General features: G+C 64.4%; 19 protein-coding genes. 13 read left to right on the top strand and 6 right to left on the bottom strand.

The features are described 5' to 3' along the window. From ACI944_RS02615 to ACI944_RS02605, 3 genes are all read left to right on the top strand, one after another. Positions 1-502, top strand: a 502-nt coding sequence (locus tag ACI944_RS02615) for an energy-coupling factor ABC transporter ATP-binding protein (RefSeq protein WP_411717515.1), incomplete at its 5' end; no start/stop codon positions are given. Continuing rightward, the gene (locus ACI944_RS02610) at positions 496-1,209 is read left to right on the top strand and encodes an energy-coupling factor transporter transmembrane component T family protein (RefSeq protein ID WP_411717514.1); all 714 of its coding nucleotides are present in this window, start codon (positions 496-498) and stop codon (positions 1,207-1,209) included. The genes ACI944_RS02615 and ACI944_RS02610, both read left to right, overlap by 7 nt. Positions 1,210-1,306: 97 nt before the next feature. Then, entirely contained in the window at positions 1,307-3,511 is a 2,205-nt protein-coding gene (locus ACI944_RS02605) for a heterodisulfide reductase-related iron-sulfur binding cluster (RefSeq protein WP_411717513.1), read from the top strand. A 16-nt stretch (positions 3,512-3,527) separates the two neighbouring features. On the opposite strand, the gene ilvD is transcribed toward ACI944_RS02605, so the two are convergent. Continuing rightward, positions 3,528-5,285, bottom strand: coding sequence for a dihydroxy-acid dehydratase (ilvD, locus tag ACI944_RS02600; protein WP_411717512.1), 1,758 nt, complete (start codon positions 5,283-5,285; stop codon positions 3,528-3,530). Between the two features lie 151 nt (positions 5,286-5,436). Between ilvD and ACI944_RS02595 the strand changes: the two genes are divergently transcribed. Both ACI944_RS02595 and ACI944_RS02590 read left to right on the top strand, forming a co-directional pair. Further along, positions 5,437-5,577: a rubrerythrin-like domain-containing protein gene (locus ACI944_RS02595; protein WP_411717511.1), complete on the top strand. Its 141-nt coding sequence runs from the start codon at positions 5,437-5,439 to the stop codon at positions 5,575-5,577. Positions 5,578-5,832: 255 nt separating this feature from the next. Continuing rightward, positions 5,833-6,339 (top strand): hypothetical protein, encoded by a 507-nt coding sequence (locus ACI944_RS02590; RefSeq protein WP_411717510.1) that lies wholly within the window; start codon positions 5,833-5,835, stop codon positions 6,337-6,339. A gap of 75 nt (positions 6,340-6,414) precedes the next feature. Here ACI944_RS02590 and ACI944_RS02585 read toward each other — a convergent pair whose 3' ends face one another. After that, positions 6,415-7,086, bottom strand: coding sequence for a metallophosphoesterase family protein (locus ACI944_RS02585; RefSeq protein WP_411717509.1), 672 nt, complete (start codon positions 7,084-7,086; stop codon positions 6,415-6,417). Between the two features lie 270 nt (positions 7,087-7,356). Here ACI944_RS02585 and ACI944_RS02580 point away from each other — a divergent pair, with 270 nt between their 5' ends. Next, positions 7,357-8,535 carry an MFS transporter gene (locus tag ACI944_RS02580; protein ID WP_411717508.1) on the top strand — a complete coding sequence of 393 codons (1,179 nt, stop codon included), beginning with the start codon at positions 7,357-7,359 and terminating at the stop codon, positions 8,533-8,535. A gap of 239 nt (positions 8,536-8,774) precedes the next feature. Further along, positions 8,775-9,497, top strand: coding sequence for an SDR family oxidoreductase (locus ACI944_RS02575; protein ID WP_411717507.1), 723 nt, complete (start codon positions 8,775-8,777; stop codon positions 9,495-9,497). 104 nt (positions 9,498-9,601) lie between these two features. Here the strand turns inward: ACI944_RS02575 and ACI944_RS02570 are convergent, their stop codons facing one another. Next, complete coding sequence (locus tag ACI944_RS02570) at positions 9,602-10,051, bottom strand: carboxypeptidase regulatory-like domain-containing protein (RefSeq protein ID WP_411717506.1); 450 nt, start codon at positions 10,049-10,051, stop codon at positions 9,602-9,604. A gap of 187 nt (positions 10,052-10,238) precedes the next feature. Here ACI944_RS02570 and ACI944_RS02565 point away from each other — a divergent pair, with 187 nt between their 5' ends. Then, positions 10,239-10,598, top strand: a complete 360-nt coding sequence (locus tag ACI944_RS02565; protein ID WP_411717505.1) for a fluoride efflux transporter FluC — start codon at positions 10,239-10,241, stop codon at positions 10,596-10,598. Next, entirely contained in the window at positions 10,586-10,936 is a 351-nt protein-coding gene (locus tag ACI944_RS02560; RefSeq protein WP_411717504.1) for a fluoride efflux transporter FluC, read from the top strand. Before ACI944_RS02565 ends, ACI944_RS02560 begins: the two co-directional genes overlap by 13 nt. Before the next feature lie 16 nt (positions 10,937-10,952). On the opposite strand, the gene ACI944_RS02555 is transcribed toward ACI944_RS02560, so the two are convergent. Both ACI944_RS02555 and ACI944_RS02550 read right to left on the bottom strand, forming a co-directional pair. Further along, the gene (locus ACI944_RS02555) at positions 10,953-11,528 is read right to left on the bottom strand and encodes a HalX domain-containing protein (RefSeq protein ID WP_411717503.1); all 576 of its coding nucleotides are present in this window, start codon (positions 11,526-11,528) and stop codon (positions 10,953-10,955) included. Positions 11,529-11,816: 288 nt separating this feature from the next. Continuing rightward, on the bottom strand, positions 11,817-11,966 hold the full coding sequence (locus ACI944_RS02550; RefSeq protein ID WP_411717502.1) for a 50S ribosomal protein L40e: 150 nt from the start codon (positions 11,964-11,966) through the stop codon (positions 11,817-11,819). Between the two features lie 169 nt (positions 11,967-12,135). Here ACI944_RS02550 and ACI944_RS02545 point away from each other — a divergent pair, with 169 nt between their 5' ends. After that, positions 12,136-13,536 (top strand): signal recognition particle protein Srp54, encoded by a 1,401-nt coding sequence (locus ACI944_RS02545; RefSeq protein WP_411717501.1) that lies wholly within the window; start codon positions 12,136-12,138, stop codon positions 13,534-13,536. Between the two features lie 469 nt (positions 13,537-14,005). Here the strand turns inward: ACI944_RS02545 and ACI944_RS02540 are convergent, their stop codons facing one another. After that, positions 14,006-15,766, bottom strand: coding sequence for a nitrite/sulfite reductase (locus ACI944_RS02540; RefSeq protein ID WP_411717500.1), 1,761 nt, complete (start codon positions 15,764-15,766; stop codon positions 14,006-14,008). Between the two features lie 634 nt (positions 15,767-16,400). Here ACI944_RS02540 and nasA (ACI944_RS02535) point away from each other — a divergent pair. From nasA (ACI944_RS02535) to ACI944_RS02525, 3 genes are all read left to right on the top strand, one after another. Next, on the top strand, positions 16,401-18,518 hold the full coding sequence (nasA, locus tag ACI944_RS02535; RefSeq protein WP_411717499.1) for an assimilatory nitrate reductase NasA: 2,118 nt from the start codon (positions 16,401-16,403) through the stop codon (positions 18,516-18,518). A gap of 203 nt (positions 18,519-18,721) precedes the next feature. Next, positions 18,722-20,830, top strand: a complete 2,109-nt coding sequence (gene nasA / locus ACI944_RS02530; RefSeq protein WP_411717498.1) for an assimilatory nitrate reductase NasA — start codon at positions 18,722-18,724, stop codon at positions 20,828-20,830. A gap of 552 nt (positions 20,831-21,382) precedes the next feature. Then, the coding region (locus ACI944_RS02525) for an MFS transporter (protein ID WP_411717516.1) at positions 21,383-21,941 on the top strand (559 nt) is incomplete at its 3' end.

Genomic DNA, 21,941 nt, shown 5'->3' with positions numbered 1-21,941 from the left:
CTCCGAGAACCCCGTCGCAGCCCGTACGTCCGTCGGGATGGTGTTTCAGAACCCACGAGACTGTTTCGTCGCCGCGATAGTCGGCGCAGACGTGGCTTTCGGCCCGGAGAACCTCGGATTCGATCGCGAAAAGATTGACCGCCGGGTCGGGACGGCCCTCGAGGCGGTGGGGATGGCCGACCACCGTGAGGCCCGTATCGATCGGCTCTCAGGTGGCCAACAGGCCCGCGTCGCCGTCGCGGGGGCGCTCGCTATGGAGCCGGATCATCTCGTGCTTGACGAGCCGTTCACGGGGCTCGACTACCCGGCACGGCGGTCGATCCTCCGACGGCTCGGGGCACTCTCGGACGCCGGGACGAGCGTGATCGTCGTCACGCACGACCTCCGGGAGTTGGGTGACCTCGCCGACCGCATCGTCGTGGTCTCTGCGGGGACAGTTGCGCTCGAAACCGACGGTCCCGGGGACGAACAGCTCGCCGAGTTCGGCGTCCGGCCGTGTTGAGCTACGAGCCGGGGGATTCGGTCGCCCACCGGCTCGACCCCCGGTCGAAACTCGCCGTCCAGATCGGGTTCGCGGCGGCCGCGTTCGCCCACACGACGCCCAGGGGGCTTGCGGCGTTGACCGTCGCGGCGCTTCTGGTGTTGGTCATCGCCCGAACCGATCCACGGCGGGCGCTCTGGGAGGTGCGGTTCGTCGTGCCCTTTCTCGTTGCTGCCCCGCTTATCGAGGGGTTCGCCTGGGGGGCGTGGTTCGTGCTCGCCGACGCCGTCGCCCCGGCGCTTGCCGGGTACCGCGTCCTGCTCGTGGTGGTTGTCGCCGCCGCCTACGTCCGCACCACGCCAGTCCGGGACTCGCGGGCGGCCATCCAACGGACGATCCCGGGACGGGCGGGGCAGTTCCTCGGGATGGGTGTCGCGTTCGTCTTCCGGTTTGTGCCGGTTTTACAGGCCGACATCGCTCGAATTCGAGACGCACATCGATCCCGGCTCGGAACCGAGCGTTCGGTCCCCGATCGGATGGGCCTGCTCGCTGTTGCGGCGTTTAACCGTGCCTTCGAGCGGGCCGACCGGTTCTCGCTCGCGCTGCGGGCGCGGTGTTTCTCTTGGAACCCGACGTTGCCCGAGTTGCGGCTCTCGCGGCTCGATTCAGTCGCGCTCGCCGTCGCGGCAGCATTTGTCCTCGCGGCGCTACAGCCGCTGATCACATGATCGTCGTTGTGTCCCCCGGCGATTCGACGGCCGATATCGAAACGTAACGAACGACCGTGTGGCAAAACTTAAGCGGGTCCCATCCCCCTCAATTCGTATGTCCCCGGTGGTTCCACTGCAGGCCGAGGAGGTCACCCGCAAGACTTTCTGGCTCATTTCCACGCACGAGAAGGCCCTCTTTTACTTCCTCGCGACCGTTACTGTCGTCGTCTTCGCCTACGGCACGTACGATCGATTCGCCCGCTACGCCCGCGGCACCGACGACTGGTTCGACCGTCTCGACGACCTCCCCGGTCGGATCGCCGCCGCCGCCAAGATCGTCGGCTCCAACGAGAAACAGTTCAACCGGGATCTGGTCGGCGGTCTCATGCACGCGTTCATCCTCTGGGGATTTCTCGCGCTTTTGATCGCCACGACAATCCTCTTTATCGATGAGTGGTACCGCGTACTCACAATCGCCCTCGGCGAGCGGCAGTCCTTCTGGACGGGCGATTTTTATCTCTCCTATCAACTCGTCACCGACGCGCTCGGGTTGTTGTTCGTCGCCGGCCTCTCGATCGCCATCTGGCGGCGTTACGTCGCCCGAACGGAGCGCCTTCACGGCAAACACACCGACTGGGAGGACGACTTCCTCGTGTGGTCGCTGTTCGCCCTTGGAGCGGGCGGCTTCCTGCTGGAGGGGCTTCGCATCGTCGGCTCCGGTGAGGCCATCCCGACTGTTGAGCCAGTCAGCTTCGTCGGCACCGCCACCGCTCTCGGTCTCGCCGGCCTCGGGATAGACGCCTCGATGGCGGCCACCATGTACCCGCTAGCGTGGTGGTCTCACGCCCTGTTGGCGTTCCTGTTCATCGCCGCCATCCCCTACGCCAAGCCGTTTCACATGCTCTCGTCGTTCGCCAACGTCGTCACAAGAGACGAGCAGGCCGGCGCCCGGCTGCCGGGCATCCCCGCGGATCTCGACGCTACTAACGCCGAGTCGATCGACGATTTCTCTTGGAAAGAACTGCTCGATCAGGACGCCTGCACGAAGTGCGGTCGCTGCTCGTCGGTCTGTCCGGCGAAAGCCTCCGGCCGACCGCTCGACCCCCGGGACGTCATTCTCGATCTCAAAGCCTACCGCGAATCGCTCGAACGGGAGGGCGGCGACACAAAGGAAATCGTCGCCGATGGCGGCGTCATCGACCGCTCGACGATGGAGTCGTGTATGTCGTGTATGGCCTGTATGGATGCCTGCCCCGTCGAGATCGAACATCTAAAGAGCTTCACCCGGCTGAACCGCCAGCTGACCGATCAAGGAGACATCCAGCCGAGCCTCCAAGACGTCTTCCAGAACGTGATGACGAAGGGCAACACGTTCGGAGACTCGCCAGGTGCCCGCGGCGACTGGACCGACGACCTCGACTTCGAGGTGACGGACGCCCGCGAAACCGAGGTGGAGTATCTGTGGTACGTCGGCGATTATCCGTCATACGACGACCGGAACAAGAAGGTCGCCCGATCGTTGGCGAAAATCTTCGAGGCGGCCGACGCTGAGGTCGGCATTCTCTACGACGATGAGGTGTACGACGGCAACGACGTCCGGCGCGTGGGCGAGGAGTTCCTCTACATCGAGCAGGCGGGAACGCTGATCGACTCCTTTGAGACGTGCGAGTTCGAGACGATCGTCTGTACGGATCCGCACTCGTACAACACGTTCAAGAACGAGTACCCGGAGGTCGACTTCGAGGAGTTCGCGGACGATCCGATGATGGAGTTCGATATCGAGGGATCTTGGAACGCCGAGGGCGAGATCGACGTGTATCACTGGACCCAGGCGGTCGAGGAGTTGGTCGGGACGGACGCGCTCGGCCTTGCGGGAAGTGAGCTCGAATACACCGTCACGTACCACGATCCGTGTCACCTAGGTCGGTACAACGACGAGTACGAGGCGCCGCGGGAGCTGATTCGGGCGACCGGCTGTGATCTTCACGAGATGCCACGCAACCGCGCGAACAGTTTCTGTTGTGGGGGCGGCGGCGGCGGACTCTGGATGGAACTCGAGGAGGAGGAGAAGCCGAGCGAGGAGCGTCTGCGCGAGGCTCTGGAGGACACCGATGCGGGGAGTGCCGTCGAGAAGTTCGTCGTCGCCTGTCCGATGTGCATGACGATGTACGAGGACGGCCGCAAGACGGGCGGTTTCGAGGCGTCGATCGAGATCGTCGACGTCGCCGAGTTGCTCGTCGAGGCGCTCGAAGCAGGGAGCGACGAGGCCGTTCCGGGCGAGACGGGGTCGGGAACCGACACCGCACCGGCCGACGACTGAGTCCGCCGTCAGCTACTTACTCGTCGCGTTTGACTCCGGGGTTCGTGACTGCGCCGTTGGCGGCGGAGCCGAACGCGTCGCCGTATTTCCGAAGGACGCCGCCGTCGTAGGCGGGGTCGGGCTGTTCCCACGCGTCGAGGCGGGCCCCGAGTTCCTCGTCGGAGAGGTCGACCGCAAGGGTTCGCTCGGGGATGTCGACGGTGACGTGATCGCCGTCCTCGAGAGCGGCGATCGGGCCCCCGACGAACGCCTCGGGGGCGACGTGGCCGATCATCGGGCCGCGGGTCCCACCGGAGAAGCGCCCGTCGGTGAGCAGCGCCACGTCGTCCTCGTGGCCTGCACCGACGACGGCGGCGGTGACGCCGAGCATCTCTCGCATTCCAGGGCCGCCCCTCGGTCCCTCGTTGCGGATGACGATGACATCGCCCGACTCGATGTCGCCGTCCTGAACGTAACGCATCGCGCCCTCCTCGTCCTCAAAGATCCGCGCCGGCCCTTCGTGGTAGAACTCGTCATCGCCCGTCACTTTCAGGACGGCGCCCTCGGGTGCAAGGTTGCCATCGAGGATCTTGATCGCGCCCTCAGCCTGCTTGGGCTCTTCAACCGTGTAGAGAAAGTCCGCCTCGATCTCGCTGTCGGCCGGCAGGCCGTGCTCTTCCTCGAGGAACTCGAGTTCCTCCTCGATCGTCCGACCAGTAACCGTCATCGCGTCGCCGTGGAACAGATCGGCCTCAAGTAACCGCCGGACAACGACCGGTACGCCGCCGATCTCGTGGAGGTCGTTCATAACGCGCTCGCCGCCGGGCTGGAGGTCGGCGATCTTCGGCGTCCGCCGGGAAATCTCGTCGAACTCCTCGATAGAGAGGTCGATACCTGCCTCCGCGGCGAGGGCAAGCAGGTGCAATACGCCGTTCGTCGAGCCACCGATCGCAGTCTGGAGGGCGATGGCGTTCTCGAATGACTGTTTGGAAATAATGTCGGAGGGGCGGCGGTCGGCTTCGACAACCTCGACGGCGAGTTCGCCGGCCCGGCGGGCGATGGCGTAGCGTTCGTGGTCCTCTGCGGGCGCGGAGGCACTTCCTAGCGGCGCAAGCCCGAGCGCTTCCGAGAGGGAGGCCATCGTGTTCGCGGTGAACATCCCGCCACAGGAGCCGGCGCCGGGGCAGGCGTGTCGTTCGAGATCGTCGAGTTCCTCGCCGCTCATCTCGCCCTGTGCGTAGGCGCCGACGCCTTCGAAGACCTGCACGATCGTCACGTCACGGCCGTCGTGCTCGCCGGGCATGATCGACCCGCCGTAGAGGAACACTGAGGGGAGATCCGTTCGAATCGAAGCCATCATCATACCAGGAAGGTTCTTGTCACAGCCGGCGACGGTAACTAAGGCGTCCATTCGCTCGCCGAAGGAGACCAACTCGACGGAGTCGGCGATGACCTCCCGGGAAATAAGGCTGGCTTTCATCCCCTCAGTTCCCATCGAGATAGCATCGGAGATAGTGACGGTGCCGAACTCGATCGGCATCCCGCCGGCCTCGTCAATCCCATCGATCGCCGACTCGGCCACGTCGTCGAGGTGAACGTTACACGGCGTGATATCGGCGGCGGGGTTCGGCACGCCGATGATCGGCGAGGAGAGGTCCTCGTCGTCGAACCCCATCGCACGGAACATCGCCCGGTGGGGGGCGCGGTCAGGGCCTTCGGTCACATCGCGGCTCCGAAGGTCCTCGTCTTTCCCGTAGCGGCCGGGCTCTCGCTCCGGCGGTGTCTGCTTACTCATACCAACGTCTTGGTGCCGAGTGACTTAATCGCCCGCATCTCTCTCACCGGGGCCGAAGGTGTTCGTTTGTTCACCCGTCTGTGATACTTGTTTACATACTACTAGGTATATTAGGGGGTGACATAATACTTTCTGGGTAATATTGATCTGTATGCGACCGAATACGTTTGTAGCCGAAGCAGAAATGTACGAATGTCTCAAGTGCGGCTCACGCGCGAAAGCCGTCGAGTCGGGTGTGTGCGAGAGCTGCGGCGGCGAACTGCTGCATCTCGGCCGGTCCCGCGACCTGTGAGCGGGTCGTCGCTTCGAGCGAATCACTATAGTGCCCGCGCCCACGCGACTGCCCGAGCGTGGCATGAGCCGCCTCTCGATAGCCCAGTCAGACATCCAACGGGGGCGGCCGACGCCGTTATTACCGCCCGGATGACCCCGAGCACGATTCCGAACCCCCCTATCTCGGCAGTAGTATTTATATTTTTGTCTGAGAATGTGTCTCCCGGGCACAGCCGACGCGGCTATTTACCCTCGTGACGGCTTTTCTCCGTCGATGTCAACCGAGACAGCGACCGCCGGACGCACAGGAATCGTGAACACGACGCCGAAGCGGCTCGCCGCCGGTGCCGTCGGCGGGTTCGTCGGCAGTCTGTTGATGGGCGCGCTAATGCAGACCCTGAACCCCGGGACCCTACAGATGGGCATCCCAGCAATGTACGGCTTTGAGGGACCCGCACTCGGCGTCGGGTGGGCGTTCCACCAGTGGCACGGCGTTGTATTGGGCATCGTCTACGTCCTCGGCGTGGAAAACATCGGATCGCTTCGCCGGACGGCGCGACGGCTCGGCGGTGCGGTCGGTTTGGGAGTCGGCTACGGCGTCGTGACGACGGCACTGCCAGTCTTCGTAATGCCGCTTTGGCTCTCGACGATGGGGTTCGCCGGGGCGCCACCGTTTCCGAACCTCGCGATCCCGGGGACGCTCGTGAACGCAGCGATGCACGTCGTCTATGCGGTCCCGGTTGGACTCACGTACTACGCTGCCACCGGGGACACCACATAAGACCGAACGACCCGACCACGGGCGACCGCGACCCGTTTCACCGACTGTGGCTTGGAGCATCGACTGCGGCCCGGCTTACCGGCCCTGCGAGAGTCGTTTAGCGGTCTCCGGCGGCAGCCCTTCGGCGTCGATTTTGCGTCGCACGCGATCGATATCGTAGGCGGTCCGGCGGAGGTCAACGTCGTTTCGATCCGTGTCCACGACGGCGTACGCGGCGTCGGGATCGCCGTCGCGTGGCTGGCCGACGCTCCCGGGGTTGACGATTACCCGCCCGTCGACCGTCGCCCCGTGTTGGACGTGGGTGTGACCGAGAACGAGGCCGTCGTGGTCGTCAAGATACGGCCGCAGACCGGCAAAATCACGCGGGTACACGTACGAGTCGCGCTCCGCCGGATCGGGGTGGCTGTGGACCAGTCGGTAGGCACCGCCAGCGATGTCCGTCCGCTCCGGACGGGTCCGCAGCCACTCGCGCTGTGGCGCCGAAAGCTCGGCGTCTGCGTGCTTGAGGCCCGCATGGGCCATCTCGTTGTGAGCATACCTGTCTGGGGTCTCAACCACCCGATCGTGGTTGCCCTGAACGGTCACGGAGGCAACCGATCGGATCCGTTCGACACACTCGCTCGGCCAGGGATTGTATCCAACGACATCACCCGCACAGACAACCGTATTGACCGGCGGGAGGTCCTCAAGGACGGCCTCAAGTGCCGGGAGGTTCGCGTGGATGTCGGACAACAGTCCGATCTTCATAATCGGCCTTTGAGCCTCGGCGTTTTAATTTCCAGTACCGGTTCCTCCGCCAACGGGATCTCCTGTGGGTGTGGCCGGATCTATGACTCCGCCGACCGTCGGCAATAGATGTCGCCCCGAACGTCGGCACATGAACGCTGCCCCAAACGTCGAGAAGTATCGATGTGTATATTCGCACTCCCGGCGTGCCTTCGACCGTGCGTTCGGTTGTGAACGAGACACCGGATCAGACAGGACGATGAATGTCGCGTCGCCGGACCGGCGGGGATTATGAACTGGCAGTATCGCCACACTGTGCTGTTGTTATGTACGTTCGCGTTCCTCGTGACGTACTTCGCTCGGTTGGCGATCAGCCCGGTCGTGCCGTTCATCGTCGCCGATTTCGGCGTTTCGAACACAGCCATCGGGATCGCGCTCTCCGGGATGTGGCTCGCCTACGGCGTCTCACAGTTTCCAAGCGGCATCTTGGCCGACCGCTACGGCGAACGGCGTGTGATCCTCGTCGCCGTCGGCGGGACGACCGTCGTGAGCGTCCTCCTGGCCTTTGCCCCGGCGTTTCCGGCCTTCGTCGCGGCGGCGGCCCTCCTCGGACTCGTTGCTGGCCTCCACTACGCGGTGGCGACCGCGCTCCTCTCACGGACGTTTGACGATCTCGGCACCGCCGTAGGTCTCCACTCCATCGGCGGGCCGCTCGCCGGCTTGGTCGCGCCCGTGGCCGCCGCCTGGGTCGGCGTCCGCTACGGGTGGCGGCCGGCAGTCGCGCTCGTGGCGCTTGTCGGTGTTCCGATCTTCCTGCTGTTCGCCAGACACGTCCGGCCGACCGAGCCGCAACGCCCCGACCAACCGATGCGCGAGCGACTCGAAGTCGGTCCGCTGGCCGAACTCCTCTCGCGCCCCGCGATCCTCCTCCCCCTCGTCATCGCGATGATCGGAACGTACGCCGTTCAGGGGCTGATGTCGTTCCTCCCAACGTTTCTGGTCGAGTTTCGCGGCTACTCGGCCGCGTCGGCCGGCGCCGTGTTCTCGGCGTTTTTCCTCATCCGGACGGGCGGACAGATCGCCGTCGGTCGGCTCTCGGATCGCTTCGGCCGCGACATCGCCATCGGGGCCGCAATGCTCGCGGGTGCGGTCGGGATGGGGGCGCTCGTGGCCCCTGTCCACGGGAGTCGCCTCCTCGTCGCCGTCGCCGTCCTGTTGGCCGGGGTCGGGGCGAGTTTCTTTTCGGCGATCGATCCCCGGTTCATGGACGCCCTCGGCGACGCCGAGCGCGGCGCCGGGTTCGGCCTCGTGCGTACCGCTTACACGGTCGTAGGTGCCGCGGGATCGGTCGGCGTCGGCCTCGCGGCCGACCTGTTCGGTTGGGGCGTCTCGTTCGCGTCACTTGCAGCGCTGTTTGCAGGCGCATTCGCGTTGCTCTCCGCGAACGAACTCCTCGGCACGGGGTACTGACGGCACGTTCCGATCCCTCCGGTGTCCGGGGCGACGGACCCGCTCAGATCCCGAAGTCCTGCCCACGGCAGTCGGGACACCGCATCGACGCCGGCGTGTCGGCGGCCGCGTCGTGGGCAGCGGAGAGCGATACTTCGGCGTGACTATAGTTCTCAATGTACTCGTCCGCTGTGTCGAGCGTCCCTCAGTACTCAGCTGCTGAGTCAGTACTTAAGTCAGCCACCGCCGATAGACGGCGTATGACGAACGATCTCGACGGACGCACGGTACTCATCACCGGCGCGAGCAGCGGAATCGGTCGGGCGACCGCGAACGCGATGGCCGCCGAGGGTGCGACTATCGCGTTGGCGGCCCGCAGCGAGGATCGGATCGCGGCCCTCGCCGACCACCTCGACACGGACGCCATCGCCGTGCCGACCGATGTCCGCGATGAGGACGACGTCGAGGCGTTGATCGAGGCGACCGTCGAGCGTTTCGGCGGTATCGACATCTTAGTCAACAACGCCGGGGTGGGGCGCGGGAGTTCGGTGGCGGACCTCTCGACACAGGCGTACCGACAGATGATGGAGACGAATGCCGACGGGATGTTCTTCGCCGCACGCGCCGCCCTGCCGCACCTGAAGAAGGCCGGGGGGACGGCGGTGTTCGTCGGCAGTTTCGCCGGGCAGTTTCCCCGCTCGTTCAACCCCGTCTACGCGGCGACGAAGTGGTGGACCCGCGGGTTCGCCAAGAGCCTCTCCGCGCAGGTCGGCGATGACGTCTCGGTGACAGTCATCAACCCCTCGGAGGTTCGCACCGAGTTCGGCTCCGAGGAGGGCGAAAGCTTCGAGGAGCGATTCGAGGCCGGCGAGGTCACCGAACCCGAGGAGGTCGCCGAGGCCATCGTCTTCGCTGCAACCCGGTCCCCGTCGATGGTGAGCGAACTCGACCTGTACCGGCAGGACAAACTCACCGATTTCTAAGCAGAACGCCGCCGCCCGGGAGGGACGACCCTGCCATGTTCCCGTTTGTCGCGACCCTGCCGGTCCCTCATCTGCGACGACTGCCACCCCCTGCGGCGGGACGCTCATTCGCCGACGACGAGTAACACCGTGTTCTCCCGCCTGTCGGCGTACTCGTCGCCCGCCGGCGGCTTGACGTCGAACTCGACGGTTCCGTCTCGCTGATTCGGGCGCAACTCCGGTGAGAGCTCCAGTTTCGCCATCCCCTCCTCGTCGGTCGTCGCCGTTTTGACACCGTCGAGTCTCGCCGATCCACCGCGGGCGATGACCGTCGCGTTAGAGACAGTGTGACCATCCGGGTCGACGACAGACAGCTTGACGCTGTGATCGCCCGGCCCGACTACCTCAGGTTCGGGCTGGACATCCAACTCGGTCACTGCGAGCCCCGAGATCCCCGACAGCATGTTCATCATCACTGATAGGCTCGCGACCCCGACGACCAGGGCGATGACGAGCCGGACCGGTAACCCCTCGATACCTCGCGTGTCCGCGGCGAACCGCCGTTTCCGTCCCATGAGCCGTCTGCCTCCGTTCCGGTATTTAAACCCCCGCCTCAATCGCCGCGGCGGCCGTCACGTTGTCCGCCGTACTGTCTCCTCGTCGCCCGCTGCATCGTCCGTCGCATCGATCGATTCGTCGGCCGTCCGTACGAGATGCCGTCTGAACCGTAAGTTACCTGTGGTTGCCGGCTGAGGCCGCAGTATGGAACCTCGGGCGGCCCTTCTCGTGGCGGCCGGCGGGTTTGCGGGGGCAGTGAGTCGCCACGGGGTCGCGGTCGCCCTCCCGGCCGGGTTCCCGTGGGGCACCCTCGCGGTCAACGTCGTCGGCGCGTTCGTACTCGGGCTAGTTGCCTATCACACACGGATCCGGGGACGGCTGTCCGACCGGACGCGCCTCACCGTCTCGACTGGCTTCGTGTCCTCGTTTACAACCTACAGCACGTTCGCGACCGAGACCGTCTCGCTCGCCCCGGCACCAGCGGCACTCAACGTTATCGCCAACTATGCGCTTGGCTTCTCGGCCGTCCTCCTCGCGAGGGGGGTGATCCGGTGGCGCTCGTGAGCGCGCTCACCGTCGGGATCGGGGGTGCCGTCGGCGCGGTCTCGCGGTACGCGGTGGGGCTCGCGGTTGAGCGCCGCGCTCTCGACACCGCTGCCGTCAACGTCGCTGGGAGCTTCGTTTTGGGTGTCCTCGTCGGTATTACCCCCGCCAACTCGGTAGCGCTCGCGATCGGCGTCGGGTTCTGCGGCGCATTCACGACATTCTCCTCGTTCGCCGTCGAGACGGTCAGTCTCGCGGAGGACGATGGGATCCGGTCGGCGGCGGTCAACGCCGTGGGGACGCTTGTGGCCGCGCTGGCCGCGGCGCTCGCAGGGGTTGCGCTCGCGGGAACGGTATAGCCGGGGTATTTGCGTCCTAGTTTTCGACGCCCACGCGCCGCATTTCGGCTTCGAGGTCGCGACCGCTCATCTCTTTTGCGGTCCGATCGAGGTCGCACCGTATCCGTTCGAACTCGGCCGTCAGCTTGGCGTATGCATCGTTGGCGTCGAGTTCGTACGCGCTCTTTTTAATCTCAAGGGCGGCCCGCTTCGATGCCAGCGAAAAGAACTCCTGAAGTTTTTGATCGTACTCCGCGCGAGTCACGAGCGAGCCAACGACGGCCTCTATCTCCTCCTGCTGGATCGGTTTGATCAGGTATTCGTCGAAACCCATCCCGATGATATCGAAGTCAGGGTCGACGGCAGTCACGATCGACACCCGGCAGTCATACTCGTCGGTCGTCCGAATGTGTTCGAGCACCTCGCCGCCGGAGATCCGCGGCATCAACCGGTCAACCAGCGCGACATCGACTCTCTCGTCCATCGCCTCGATCGCCTCTTCCCCCCCGTACGCGGTCCGTACATCGTACTCGCCACGGAGCCACGTAGCGTACAGATCCGCCAGTTGGCGGTCGTCGTCGACGACGAGGACACTTGCTTCGTCGTCCGTCATAGGCTCCCCATGAATACTGATACGGGTGGCTTGTAAATACGGTTCGGGGCGTTTTGGACCGTCGAATGAGGGCATCATTTAAATATACGTGTGTATCAGCGGCTGTCCAACCGCGACAGCGTGGGGCGACTTCCAGTGACGACCCTGTTATGGAATAAAAACAGCGTTAGGGCCGAGTACGTCCGCAGCCCACTAATAAAACGGACGGCTACCGGATATGATACGACATTTCAGGGAAACATACGATCGAAAGCTGTCGGTGGGTCGGGGCGGACGACGGGACCGGAGTCAGGCCGCGCGGCGTTCCTTCGCCTTCGGGCGGAGCTTCTTGTAGCCGCACTTCCGGCAGCTGTCGGCGCGTTTCGGGTTTCGGGCGTTACAGCGCATGCAGATCATCTTATCGAGAATGCGCTTTTCTGCTTCCTCGAAGCTAGCCATATCAAACGCGAGGCAGCCCGGGCGGATAAAGCTAACCGTTCGGGGGCGCTCTCGACCGATCGCGGCCGGCTGGGCGCGGTCACCGCCGCCGAATCTCGCCTCCCGGCACCCGCCGTCTCCCGCCCGGCGACGAACAAAGCCTTTAGTCTGGACCGTCTACGGCCGACAAATGGTACTCGACGATCTGGGCAGTTCCCTCCGGGGGACGCTCGACAAACTTCAGGGTAAGACGACCCTCAGCGAGGACGACGTCGAGGAGATCGTAAAGGAGATCCAACGATCCCTACTGTCGGCCGACGTCGACGTCGACCTCGTGATGGAGCTTTCGGACTCGATCCGCGGGCGGGCCTTAGAGGAGGAGCCGCCCGCGGGGACGACCGCACGCGACCACGTCCTCAAGATCGTCTACGAGGAGATGGTCGAGTTGGTCGGCGAGTCGACTGATCTCCCGCTCGAGGAGCAAACGATCGTGCTGGCCGGTCTCCAAGGGTCGGGCAAGACCACGACGGCCGCGAAGATGGCGTGGTGGTTCTCGAAGAAGGGGCTCCGCCCCGCCGTGATTCAGACCGACACGTTCCGTCCCGGCGCCTACGAGCAGGCAAAAGAGATGTGCGAGCGCGCGGAGGTCAAGTTCTACGGCGACCCCGACAACGACGATCCCGTCGACATCGCCCGGACGGGACTCGAGGAGACCGCCGACGCCGATGTCCATATCGTCGACACGGCGGGCCGGCACGCCTTAGAAGAAGCACTCATCGACGAACTCGAACAGATCGAGTCGGTCGCCGATCCCGACCGAAACCTGCTCGTCCTCGACGCCGCGATCGGCCAAGGGGCGAAGGATCAGGCCGAGCGTTTCCACGACGCGGTCGGCATCGACGGCGTCGTCATCACGAAGCTCGACGGGACGGCGAAGGGTGGCGGCGCCCTCGCCGCGGTCGACCAGACCGACTCCTCGATCGCCTTCCTCGGTACCGGCGAGGAGGTCAAGGATATCGAGCGCTTCGAGCCGTCGGGGTTCATCTCCCGGCTGCTCGGGATGGGCGATCTCAAACAGCTTTCCGAGCGCGTCGAGCGCGCGATGGCCGAAACCCAAGAGGAGGAAGACTGGGACCCTGAGGACCTCATGCAGGGTGAGTTCACCCTGAAGGACATGCGCAACCAGATGAACGCGATGAACCGGATGGGCCCGCTCGATCAGGTCCTCGATATGATCCCCGGCCTCGGCGGCGGTATCAAGGACCAGCTCCCGGAAGACGCGATGGATATGACCCAAGAGCGGCTCCGGGACTTCGAGGTGATCATGGACTCGATGACCGAGGCCGAACTCGAACACCCCCGAGCGATCGGTCAGAGCCAGGTTGAGCGGATCGCCCGCGGCTCCGGGAAGGACGAGGAGACTGTCCAAGAACTGCTCGAACAGCACAAGATGATGAGCCAGATGATGAAGCAGTTCCAGGGGATGGGCGAAGGGGACATGCAGCGCATGATGAAACAGATGGGTGGCGGTGGCGGCGGTGGCGGCGGTGGTGGCGGCGGCCTCGGCGGGATGGGGCCGTTCGGCGACTAAGTGTAGATCGGGCTGGTCGGACGTCGATCCCGATGTCCTGAGGTTCGATTGGTTTGCTCCACACCCTAGAACGGCAAGACCGGCGGTGAGGGTATGCAGGTATAATTTGCGCCGCCGGTTCGCCCAAGAACTCCTCATCGATGGGGTGATGAGTCTACGCGTCGGTAATGTCGTGGTCGGGCGTTCCGCATATACCAATCCAAAACCGTGGTTCAGTACGCCGACGATGATCTAATAAACTGGACGTTCTACGTTATTAAAGTTTAAAAACCACAGCCGGCAGCGTCAGAGTACACGACACGAGTGACAGGGTGGGGTGGGTTCAGTTGGGTTGGTGTTTGTGGGCTTGATTAGTACATCACCACGGCCTAATATAGAGTTGGGGTTATATTGGATTTTGGTACCGTTTCACAGGCTGTAACAGGGAAAGATTTGCGGCAGTCCACGGGAGCCGTCTTCAAATCAGGGCTCAGTCGTCCGACGACGCGGCCTCCTGTCCCGCGGCGTCCGGCTCCTCGCCCGCAAAGGGGTACCACGACTGCTTTCCGTCGGTGAGACAGGGGTCCTCGTAACTCGTCTCAGCCGGTTCGCAGTACGCGGCGAGCGCCTCGGAATCGGTCGCGTCGGCCCACTGGCGGAACGTCTGTCCCTCGGTCCGGCGTTCGGCGAACGCCTCGACGAGGGCACGGATCGCGCCAGGGGCCTCGTCGGCGGGGACGCGCTGTCTGACGTAGTCGACGAAGGCGGGGTCTTCGCCGAGACCGCCCCCGACACCGATGTCGACCGCCTCGACCATCTCGCCGTCCTTGCGCGCCCGCATCCCGAGTAACCCGATGTCCGCGGTGTTGGCGTGCCCACAATCGGCCGTACAGCCCGAGAAGTGGAGCTTCAATTGGTCGACGTCCGCGGGCAACTCGACGTTGTCGCGCAGCCACCGGAGCATCGTCGCCATCCGAGCCTTTGTCTCGACGAGCGCCAGCGAACAGAACTCGGTGCCCGTACAGGCCATCGCCCCCCTAACGAAGGGGTTCGGTTTGGGGCGGTGTTTCGCGAGCAGCGGCTCGGTCAAGAGGTCCTCGACCCGGTCAGCGTCGACATCGACGATGATGGGGTTCTGTCGGCGCGTGAGCCGGAGTTCCCCGGAGCCGTACTCCTCGGCGAGGTCGGCGAGTTCGATGGCCTCCTCGGCCGGAAGGCGACCGACAGCGACGCTCAATCCGACGTAGCGGTCGCCGTCCATCTGTTCGTGGACGCCGGTGTAGTCGATCTTGCCGTCCTTGCTCGGCCGTCCCGCGTTGTAGGTGTACCCGTCGCGAATGTCCTCGCCAGCCGTTCGAAGTTCGAAGTCGACGTACTCCGTTTCCAGCAGGTCGCGGATCCACTCCGTCCCGTGCTCGTCGACGAAAAACCGCGAGCGGTTCTTCGAGCGGACCTGTCGATCCCCGTGGTCGTGGTACAGTTCGACGAAGCCACGGACGACCTCGTAGGCGTTCTCCGGCGTCACGAAGACGTCAAGCGGTCGGGCGACGCGGGGTTCACGGCCGCCGAGACCGCCCCCGACACGGACGTTGAAGCCGGTTATCTCCTCGTCGGCGATCTCCTTTCGGGCGGGTTCGAGCCCGATATCGTTGATCGAGTCCTGCGCGCCTCCTTCCGGGGTCCCCGAAATGCTGATATTGAATTTCCGGGGCATATTGCGGAGGGCGTTGTCGCCGCGGATCTCCTCCTGGAACCGTTCGAGCAGCGGGAGCGTCTCGACGACCTCGTTTTTGTCCTTGCCCGCGACCGGGCTGCCCGAGATGTTCCGCATCGTATCCCCACCCGAGGAGCGCGTCGTCACACCGACTGACTCCAGTTGCTCCCAGATTTCGGGGACGTCCTCAAGTTTGATCCAGTGCAACTGGATCGACTGTCTGGTGGTAAAATCGATCCAGCCGTCGCCGAACTCGGGGTTTGAGGTCGGTCCCCGAGCGTACTCGCGGGCGACCTCGCCGATCGCGCGTAACTGCCCAGGCTTCAGCCGGCCGTTGGCGTTAGTCAGCCGCATCATGAAGTACCCCTCTTGACCCGATCGCTGGTGGAAGATCCCCCAGAACTTGAACCGTGAGAACCACTTCTCGCGTTCGCCCTCGGGGATCGACTCCCAGCCCGCCTCGGCGAACTCAAGGATCTTCTCCCGAACCGCGTCACCGTACAGTTCCTCTTTCCAGGTTTCTTTTTTATGCGCCATCGGATTCCACCCGCCGACATACCGTTTGATTCGATAACGCAAATACAGTCGATTGCTTGATTAACACGGGTATAAATTAGAATAGATTAACTAAAAGGTTGTCTTTTAATAAATAAACAAATAATTAACCAAACCAAAGGACCCGAAATTCGCGTGGCGAAGCGGCGTATATTTCTCGTATTTATAATAGAAATTTTGTTTGGCCACGAACACCCGCGATAATTGTACACCCCCGACCGCCGGTGTCCGCGCTTCGATCACTATCGGCGGCTGTTATCGCCGTTCCGCCCTCGTTCACCGCCCATCGATACCGCTCCCCCCGGCTTTCGGAGTTGTCGTCCGGTAATCCACCTGCCCGACCGCCGACAGTCCGCGGTCGCGTGGGCATGTGCGCACATCATGACGCCCATTCACTATATATCAAAAATAGACTCGAATGTGTTTTTATTGGTCAGAATATACAGTGGATCAAAACAATTATACGTTCGATAGCCAAATTTGCATTTGAGACGAAACGATCGATGCGACATCACATCTATCGGAACGACCCCACGACCGCGTTCCCGGACGGACCCGTAGCGCCGCCGGTTGCGAGATCGCGGTCCGGCGGCGCGGACGATCGGCGGAGGAGCCGATGAGCGAGTGGACGCCGACAACGTGTATGCGGTGTGCGGTCGGGTGTGGCCACCTCCAGCGGGGTGCCGACATCGGGCAGGGGATCGACTCGGTGCGCGGCGACGCGAACCACCCGGTCACCCGCGGGTTGGCCTGTCAACGCGGCATCAGGGAGACCGCCGATCCCGACGGCGAGTGGCTGACGCAGCCGCTCGTCCGGAAGAACGGCGACCTCCTCCCGAGCAGTTGGGACACCGCGCTCGACATCGTCCGCAGGCGGATGGCCGACGCGCTCGACGGCACTCGAAACGGCGTCGCCGTGTTGGGGAGCGGCCAACAGACCAACGAGGCGGCATACGCGTTGGGCAAACTCGCCCGCGGCGGCTTCGGAACGCGATACTACGACGCGAACACGACGCTGTGCATGGCTTCCGCCGTCACGGCGTATTACGGGGCCTTCGGCAGCGACGCGCCGCCGCCGACCTACGACGACATTCCCGACGCCGACACCCACATCGTCTGGGGAGCTAACCCCGCTGTCGCCCACCCCGTCATGTACCGCTGGATCGCAGAGAGCGCGGGCGAAAACGGGAGCGAACTGATCGTCGTTGACCCGGTCGAGACGGGGACGGCTGGGGACGCAGACGTGCATGTCCGGCCCGAACCCGGTACCGATCTCGCGCTTGCCCGGGCGATCCTCGCGGCCCTGCTCGAAGCGGACGCGATCGACCGGCAGTTCGTGGCGGCGGCGACGACCGGGTTCGACGCGCTCGTCGAGACACTCCCGACGGTTGCCGAGGCCGCCGACACCGCCGGTGTTTCCGTCGATACTGTCGAGCGCGTGGCGGCGGCGTTCTCGGACCCGACGCTCCTCTATTGGGGGATGGGCGTCAACCAGAGCGTTCAGGGGACCGGAACAGCGCGGGCGCTCGTCGATCTCTGCTTGGCGACCGGGAACCTCGAACCCGGCAGCGGCCCCTTCTCGTTGACCGGACAGGCCAACTCGATGGGGACGCGCCTCTGTTCGTCGAAGGGCACCTGGCCCGGCCATCGTGCGTTCACCGATCCGGACCACCGCGAGGCGGTCGCGGACACCTGGGGCGTGCCGGCCGATCGACTGCCCGACGACCCTGGGCCTGGCCCGGTCGGGATCGTCGACGCGATGGCCGATGGTCCGGTTGAGGTCTGCTGGACGGTGGCGACCAACCCGGTCGCGGGAATGCCCGACGCCGACCGCGTTCGGGAGACGCTCGCGGACGCCTTTCTCGTCGTCCAAGACGCCTTTCGGACGGAGACCGTGGAACTGGCCGATGTGGTCCTGCCCGCCGCGACATGGGGCGAGTCGGAGGGCACTGTCACCAACATGGAACGGACGATCTCGCGGGTCCGCGCAGCCACCGGAACGCCTCCGAAGATCCGACAGGACATCGACATCATCGCCGCCATCGGCGCGGAGATCGCACCCGCGCTCTTCGATGGGCCGCCGCTGGACCCCCGCTCGGTATTCGACGAGATCCGCGGGCTGACGGCCGGCACGCCCGCCGACGTCTCGGGGATCTCCTACGACCGACTCGACGCGGAGTTGGCCGTCCGGTGGCCAGCCTCCGAGTCCGGCGTTCAGGGGGGATATCGGTACGCGGACGACGGAGCGTGGGCGTTCCCGACGCCGTCCGGTCGGGCGCGGTTCTCGACGGCAACCCACGGCGGCCTCGCCGAACCGACCGACGATGAGTACCCCCTCACGCTGACGACCGGGCGGGAGTCCGACGCGTATAACACCGGCGTCCGAACCCGCGGAGATGGGTCGGACACCGTCCCAGCCGCCCGAATCAATCCCGAGACAGCCACCGAGCACGCCGATGCCATCGACCACGGGCGAACGGTGATCGCCTCCCGTCGTGCGACTGTCGCGGCGGCGGTCCAGCCCGACACCGGCGTTCCGACAGGAGTGCTCTGGCTTCCGATTCACCACCCGGCGGTCAACGCGCTCACGCTACCGACCGTCGATCCCGAGTCCGACGAGCCGAATTTCAAACAGTGTGCGGTCGACGTTCGTCCACGACGGCAGTCGAACCCGCTTGCCGAACGCGGAATCAATCGCCCCGGCGGCGACGGCACCTCGGCGGACGACGACTGATGACCGCCTGGACGCGGCGGTCGGCGACGAAACCGACCCCCTGTCGGAACGTGGCGAACGGCGGAATCGAGGACGATCGATAATAATGAATAACGGTTATTACGCTCGAACCGAAAACATCCGATACATTTTCAGAATGAGATGTACGATCAAACAGTCTCAGCAGATAGATATGACCGAGCGGCTACTCGGTCGAGAGCGTAATGACTGATCGAATCTCGAGCACCTGTATGCGGTGTGCAGTCGGGTGCGGGTTCTCACAGCAAAGCGCCGATGTCGGACGCGGCGCCTCGAAGGTCGACGGTGACGAAGCGCATCCGACGAACGGCGGTTCGACGTGTACCCGCGGCGTCCGCGAAACGGTCGATCCGGTTGGCGAGCGCCTGACCGAGCCACTACTCAGACGCGGCGGCGAACTGCGGCCGACGGACTGGGACACGGCGCTTGGGGTCGTGACGATGCGGCTGATCGAGGCGCTCAGAGCCGGCAGCGACAACGTCGCCGTGTTGGGGAGCGGTCAACAGACCAACGAGGCGGCATACGCGTTGGGCAAACTCGCCCGCGGCGGCTTCGGGACACCCTACTACGACTCGAACACGAGACTGTGTATGGCCTCCGCCGTCACGGCCTACCGTCAAGCGTTCGGGGCCGACGGCCCCCCGCCTACATACGGCGATATCCCCGAGGCCGACACCCACGTCGTCTGGGGGGCCAACCCCGCCGTCGCCCATCCGGTGCTGTACGAGTGGCTTGTCGAGAGCGTGGAACAGGGGGACGGCCGGTTGGTCGTCGTGGATCCGGTGAAGACCAAGACGGCAGCGGACGCCGACGTGCACGTCCGGCCCGAACCCGGCACCGATCTCGCGCTCGCTCGGGCGACGCTCGCCCACGCCGTCGAGTCCGGTGGCGTCGACCGATCGTTCGTCGAGGACCACACGGAAGGATTCGAGCGGATGCGGGAGTCACTACCGGATATTGAGGTCGCGGCGGATGTCGCCGACGTGTCGAGCGGGGCGATCGCCGAGTTGGCCGAGACGTTCGGCGATCGGACGATCGTCTACTGGGGGATGGGCGTCAACCAGAGCGTCCAGGGGACCGGGACAGCGCGATCGCTCATCGATCTCTGCTTGGTCACCGGCAATCTCGGCCCCGGCAGCGGCCCCTTCTCGTTGACCGGACAGGCCAACTCGATGGGTAACCGGGTGTGTGCCTCGACAGGCACCTGGCCTGGCTACCGCGACTTCACCTCGACAGCGCACCGAAAGGCGGTGGCGAACGCCTGGGACGTGCCGCTCGGTCGGCTTCCCGACTCGTCCGGCCCCGGCTTCGTCCGAATCGTCGACGAACTCGCCCGCGGCAACGTCGATGTCTGTTGGACGGTGGCGACAAACCCCGTCGCGGGGATGCCCGACGCCGGCTACGTCGAGAACGCCCTGAACAACACGTTCGTCATCGCCCAGGACGCGTTCCGTTCGGACACGCTCTCGTGCGCCGATGTGGTGTTGCCGGCGGCGACGTGGGGCGAATCGGACGGCACGGTGATGAACATGGAACGGCGGGTCTCGCGGGTCGCTCCGGCGGCCGACCCGCCCGAAGCGGTGTGGCAGGACGTGGATATCATCGCAGCGGTCGCCAACCGGATCGACCCGGGGCTGTTCGGGTCCGTTCCGGTGGATCCCGAGGCGCTGTTCGACGAGATCCGCGGATTGACCGCCGACACGACGGCGGACCTTTCCGGCATCACCTACGACCGACTGGACGCAGCGTTGGCCGTTCGGTGGCCCGCGCCGACCGAGAGCGCGGAAGCGGGCTATCGCTACCACGACGACGGAGCGTGGTCGTTCGAGACCGACTCGGGGCGGGCCCACTTCTCAAACGCGACCCACTGTAGCGTTCCCGAGCCGATCGACGAGACGTATTCTCTCACGCTGACGACCGGTAGACGGTCGGACACCTACAATACCGGGGTCAGGACTCGCGACGACGACGAGCCGGGACCGCCCACGGCGCGGATCCACCCGAAGACCATCGGGGAGCACCTCTCGGCGCTTGATCGCGGCCGGACCGTCGTCACGTCTCGCCGATCCAGCGTCGTCGCTGCGGTCGAACCAACGGAGGGAGTTCCGCCCGGGGTGGTCTGGCTGCCGATCCATAACGCGGCCGTCAACGAACTGACGCTGTCGGCTACCGATCCGGACTCAGCGGAACCGAACCTCAAGCAGTGTGCGGTCACCCTGTGTGCGCCGTCCGGTGATATCGACGAGACGAGCGGTGAGTCGGTGGGCCAGACACTTTCACCACCTCGTTCCTAACGGCCATCGTATCAAAACGATTGTTCATCTCGCAACGACACGACCGACCCCGCGACGGTGTGACCGCCGGTCCCGAACTGTGCCAGGCGGCCCGACCCCGGTTTGCGACTGTCAACCTGAATAGTACCCAGGATCGGACGGTAGCGTCCGCGATACCGAGGTCTGTGAGACGACACCCCTCAAAGCCGGAATCCGATCCATATCTTCGATACTCCGGGCGAAATACGGGACGTGTTTTAATTCTCGCTCGCAACGGTGAAATGTATCCCGTCAGAGATGCAAAACGACGAAAGTAAACACATTTGGTCCCTAAACACTGATTTGTTGATCGATTGTATTATTAGTAATGCATATGCTATGTATAAACGCGTTAGAGTACATGATTGCAAGATTCGAAACGCGAAAAACACGGACCTCTCAACCGAATCGTCGCCGCCACTTGACAGACGGGAACCGCCCGTCATCGGTCGCGGCCGTCGCAACTGCTGCCGTCGCGCCCGCCGATGATCGCCCAATCGCTGGAGGTGTCGGCGCATGAGGAGCCCGATCGAGATGACGAAATACCGGACGCTGGTGTTGGCCACCGTCGGGTTCAATTTCTCGTTCCTGATCTGGTTCTCGTTCGCGCCGTTTACCGGCGGGATGGCCGAGGAGTTCGGTCTCTCGACGGCGGAGATCGGCGTGCTGGCGAGTTCGGCGATCTGGATGGCTCCCTTTGGCCGCATTCTCACCGGCTGGCTCTCTGACAAGTTTGGCGCGCCCGTGATCTTCTCCATCGTTTTGGCGTACGTCGGCGTGTTCTCGATTGCGAGCGCGTTTATACAGCAGTACTCGCTGTTCTTCGTTTCCCGGCTGATCGTAGCGACTGCCGGCATCACATTCGTAATCGGCATCCAGCACGTCGCCGAGTGGTTCGAGGAGGCGAACCTTGGCCTCGCCGAAGGCGTCTACGCGGGGATCGGAAACGCCGGTGCTGCCGGCGGTGCGCTCATTCTCCCGCGCGTCTTCGGCACCGGCTGGAGCGGGCCGCTGTTCGAGACTAACTGGCGGGCGGCCTTCTTTTATACTGGGATCGTATCGATCCTCCTCGCCGGCGTGTACTACGTGTTCG

The organism is Natronomonas sp., from assembly GCF_046710025.1.
Classification (GTDB): Archaea; Halobacteriota; Halobacteria; order Halobacteriales; family Haloarculaceae; genus Natronomonas.
This window is presented reverse-complemented; position numbering and strand designations above follow the sequence as displayed.

Excerpts from the sequence above, each read along its gene's own strand:
- nasA (WP_411717499.1), top strand. The coding sequence starts at position 16,401 with ATGAGCGAGTGGACGCCGACAACGTGTATGCGGTGTGCGGTCGGGTGT.
- ACI944_RS02575 (WP_411717507.1), top strand. The coding sequence starts at position 8,775 with ATGACGAACGATCTCGACGGACGCACGGTACTCATCACCGGCGCGAGC.
- nasA (WP_411717498.1), top strand. The coding sequence starts at position 18,722 with ATGACTGATCGAATCTCGAGCACCTGTATGCGGTGTGCAGTCGGGTGC.
- ACI944_RS02580 (WP_411717508.1), top strand. The coding sequence starts at position 7,357 with ATGAACTGGCAGTATCGCCACACTGTGCTGTTGTTATGTACGTTCGCG.
- ACI944_RS02565 (WP_411717505.1), top strand. The coding sequence starts at position 10,239 with ATGGAACCTCGGGCGGCCCTTCTCGTGGCGGCCGGCGGGTTTGCGGGG.
- ACI944_RS02555 (WP_411717503.1), bottom strand. The coding sequence starts at position 11,528 with ATGACGGACGACGAAGCAAGTGTCCTCGTCGTCGACGACGACCGCCAA.
- ACI944_RS02550 (WP_411717502.1), bottom strand. The coding sequence starts at position 11,966 with ATGGCTAGCTTCGAGGAAGCAGAAAAGCGCATTCTCGATAAGATGATC.
- ACI944_RS02585 (WP_411717509.1), bottom strand. The coding sequence starts at position 7,086 with ATGAAGATCGGACTGTTGTCCGACATCCACGCGAACCTCCCGGCACTT.
- ilvD (WP_411717512.1), bottom strand. The coding sequence starts at position 5,285 with ATGAGTAAGCAGACACCGCCGGAGCGAGAGCCCGGCCGCTACGGGAAA.
- ACI944_RS02590 (WP_411717510.1), top strand. The coding sequence starts at position 5,833 with ATGTCAACCGAGACAGCGACCGCCGGACGCACAGGAATCGTGAACACG.
- ACI944_RS02605 (WP_411717513.1), top strand. The coding sequence starts at position 1,307 with ATGTCCCCGGTGGTTCCACTGCAGGCCGAGGAGGTCACCCGCAAGACT.
- ACI944_RS02545 (WP_411717501.1), top strand. The coding sequence starts at position 12,136 with ATGGTACTCGACGATCTGGGCAGTTCCCTCCGGGGGACGCTCGACAAA.
- ACI944_RS02540 (WP_411717500.1), bottom strand. The coding sequence starts at position 15,766 with ATGGCGCATAAAAAAGAAACCTGGAAAGAGGAACTGTACGGTGACGCG.
- ACI944_RS02595 (WP_411717511.1), top strand. The coding sequence starts at position 5,437 with ATGCGACCGAATACGTTTGTAGCCGAAGCAGAAATGTACGAATGTCTC.
- ACI944_RS02570 (WP_411717506.1), bottom strand. The coding sequence starts at position 10,051 with ATGGGACGGAAACGGCGGTTCGCCGCGGACACGCGAGGTATCGAGGGG.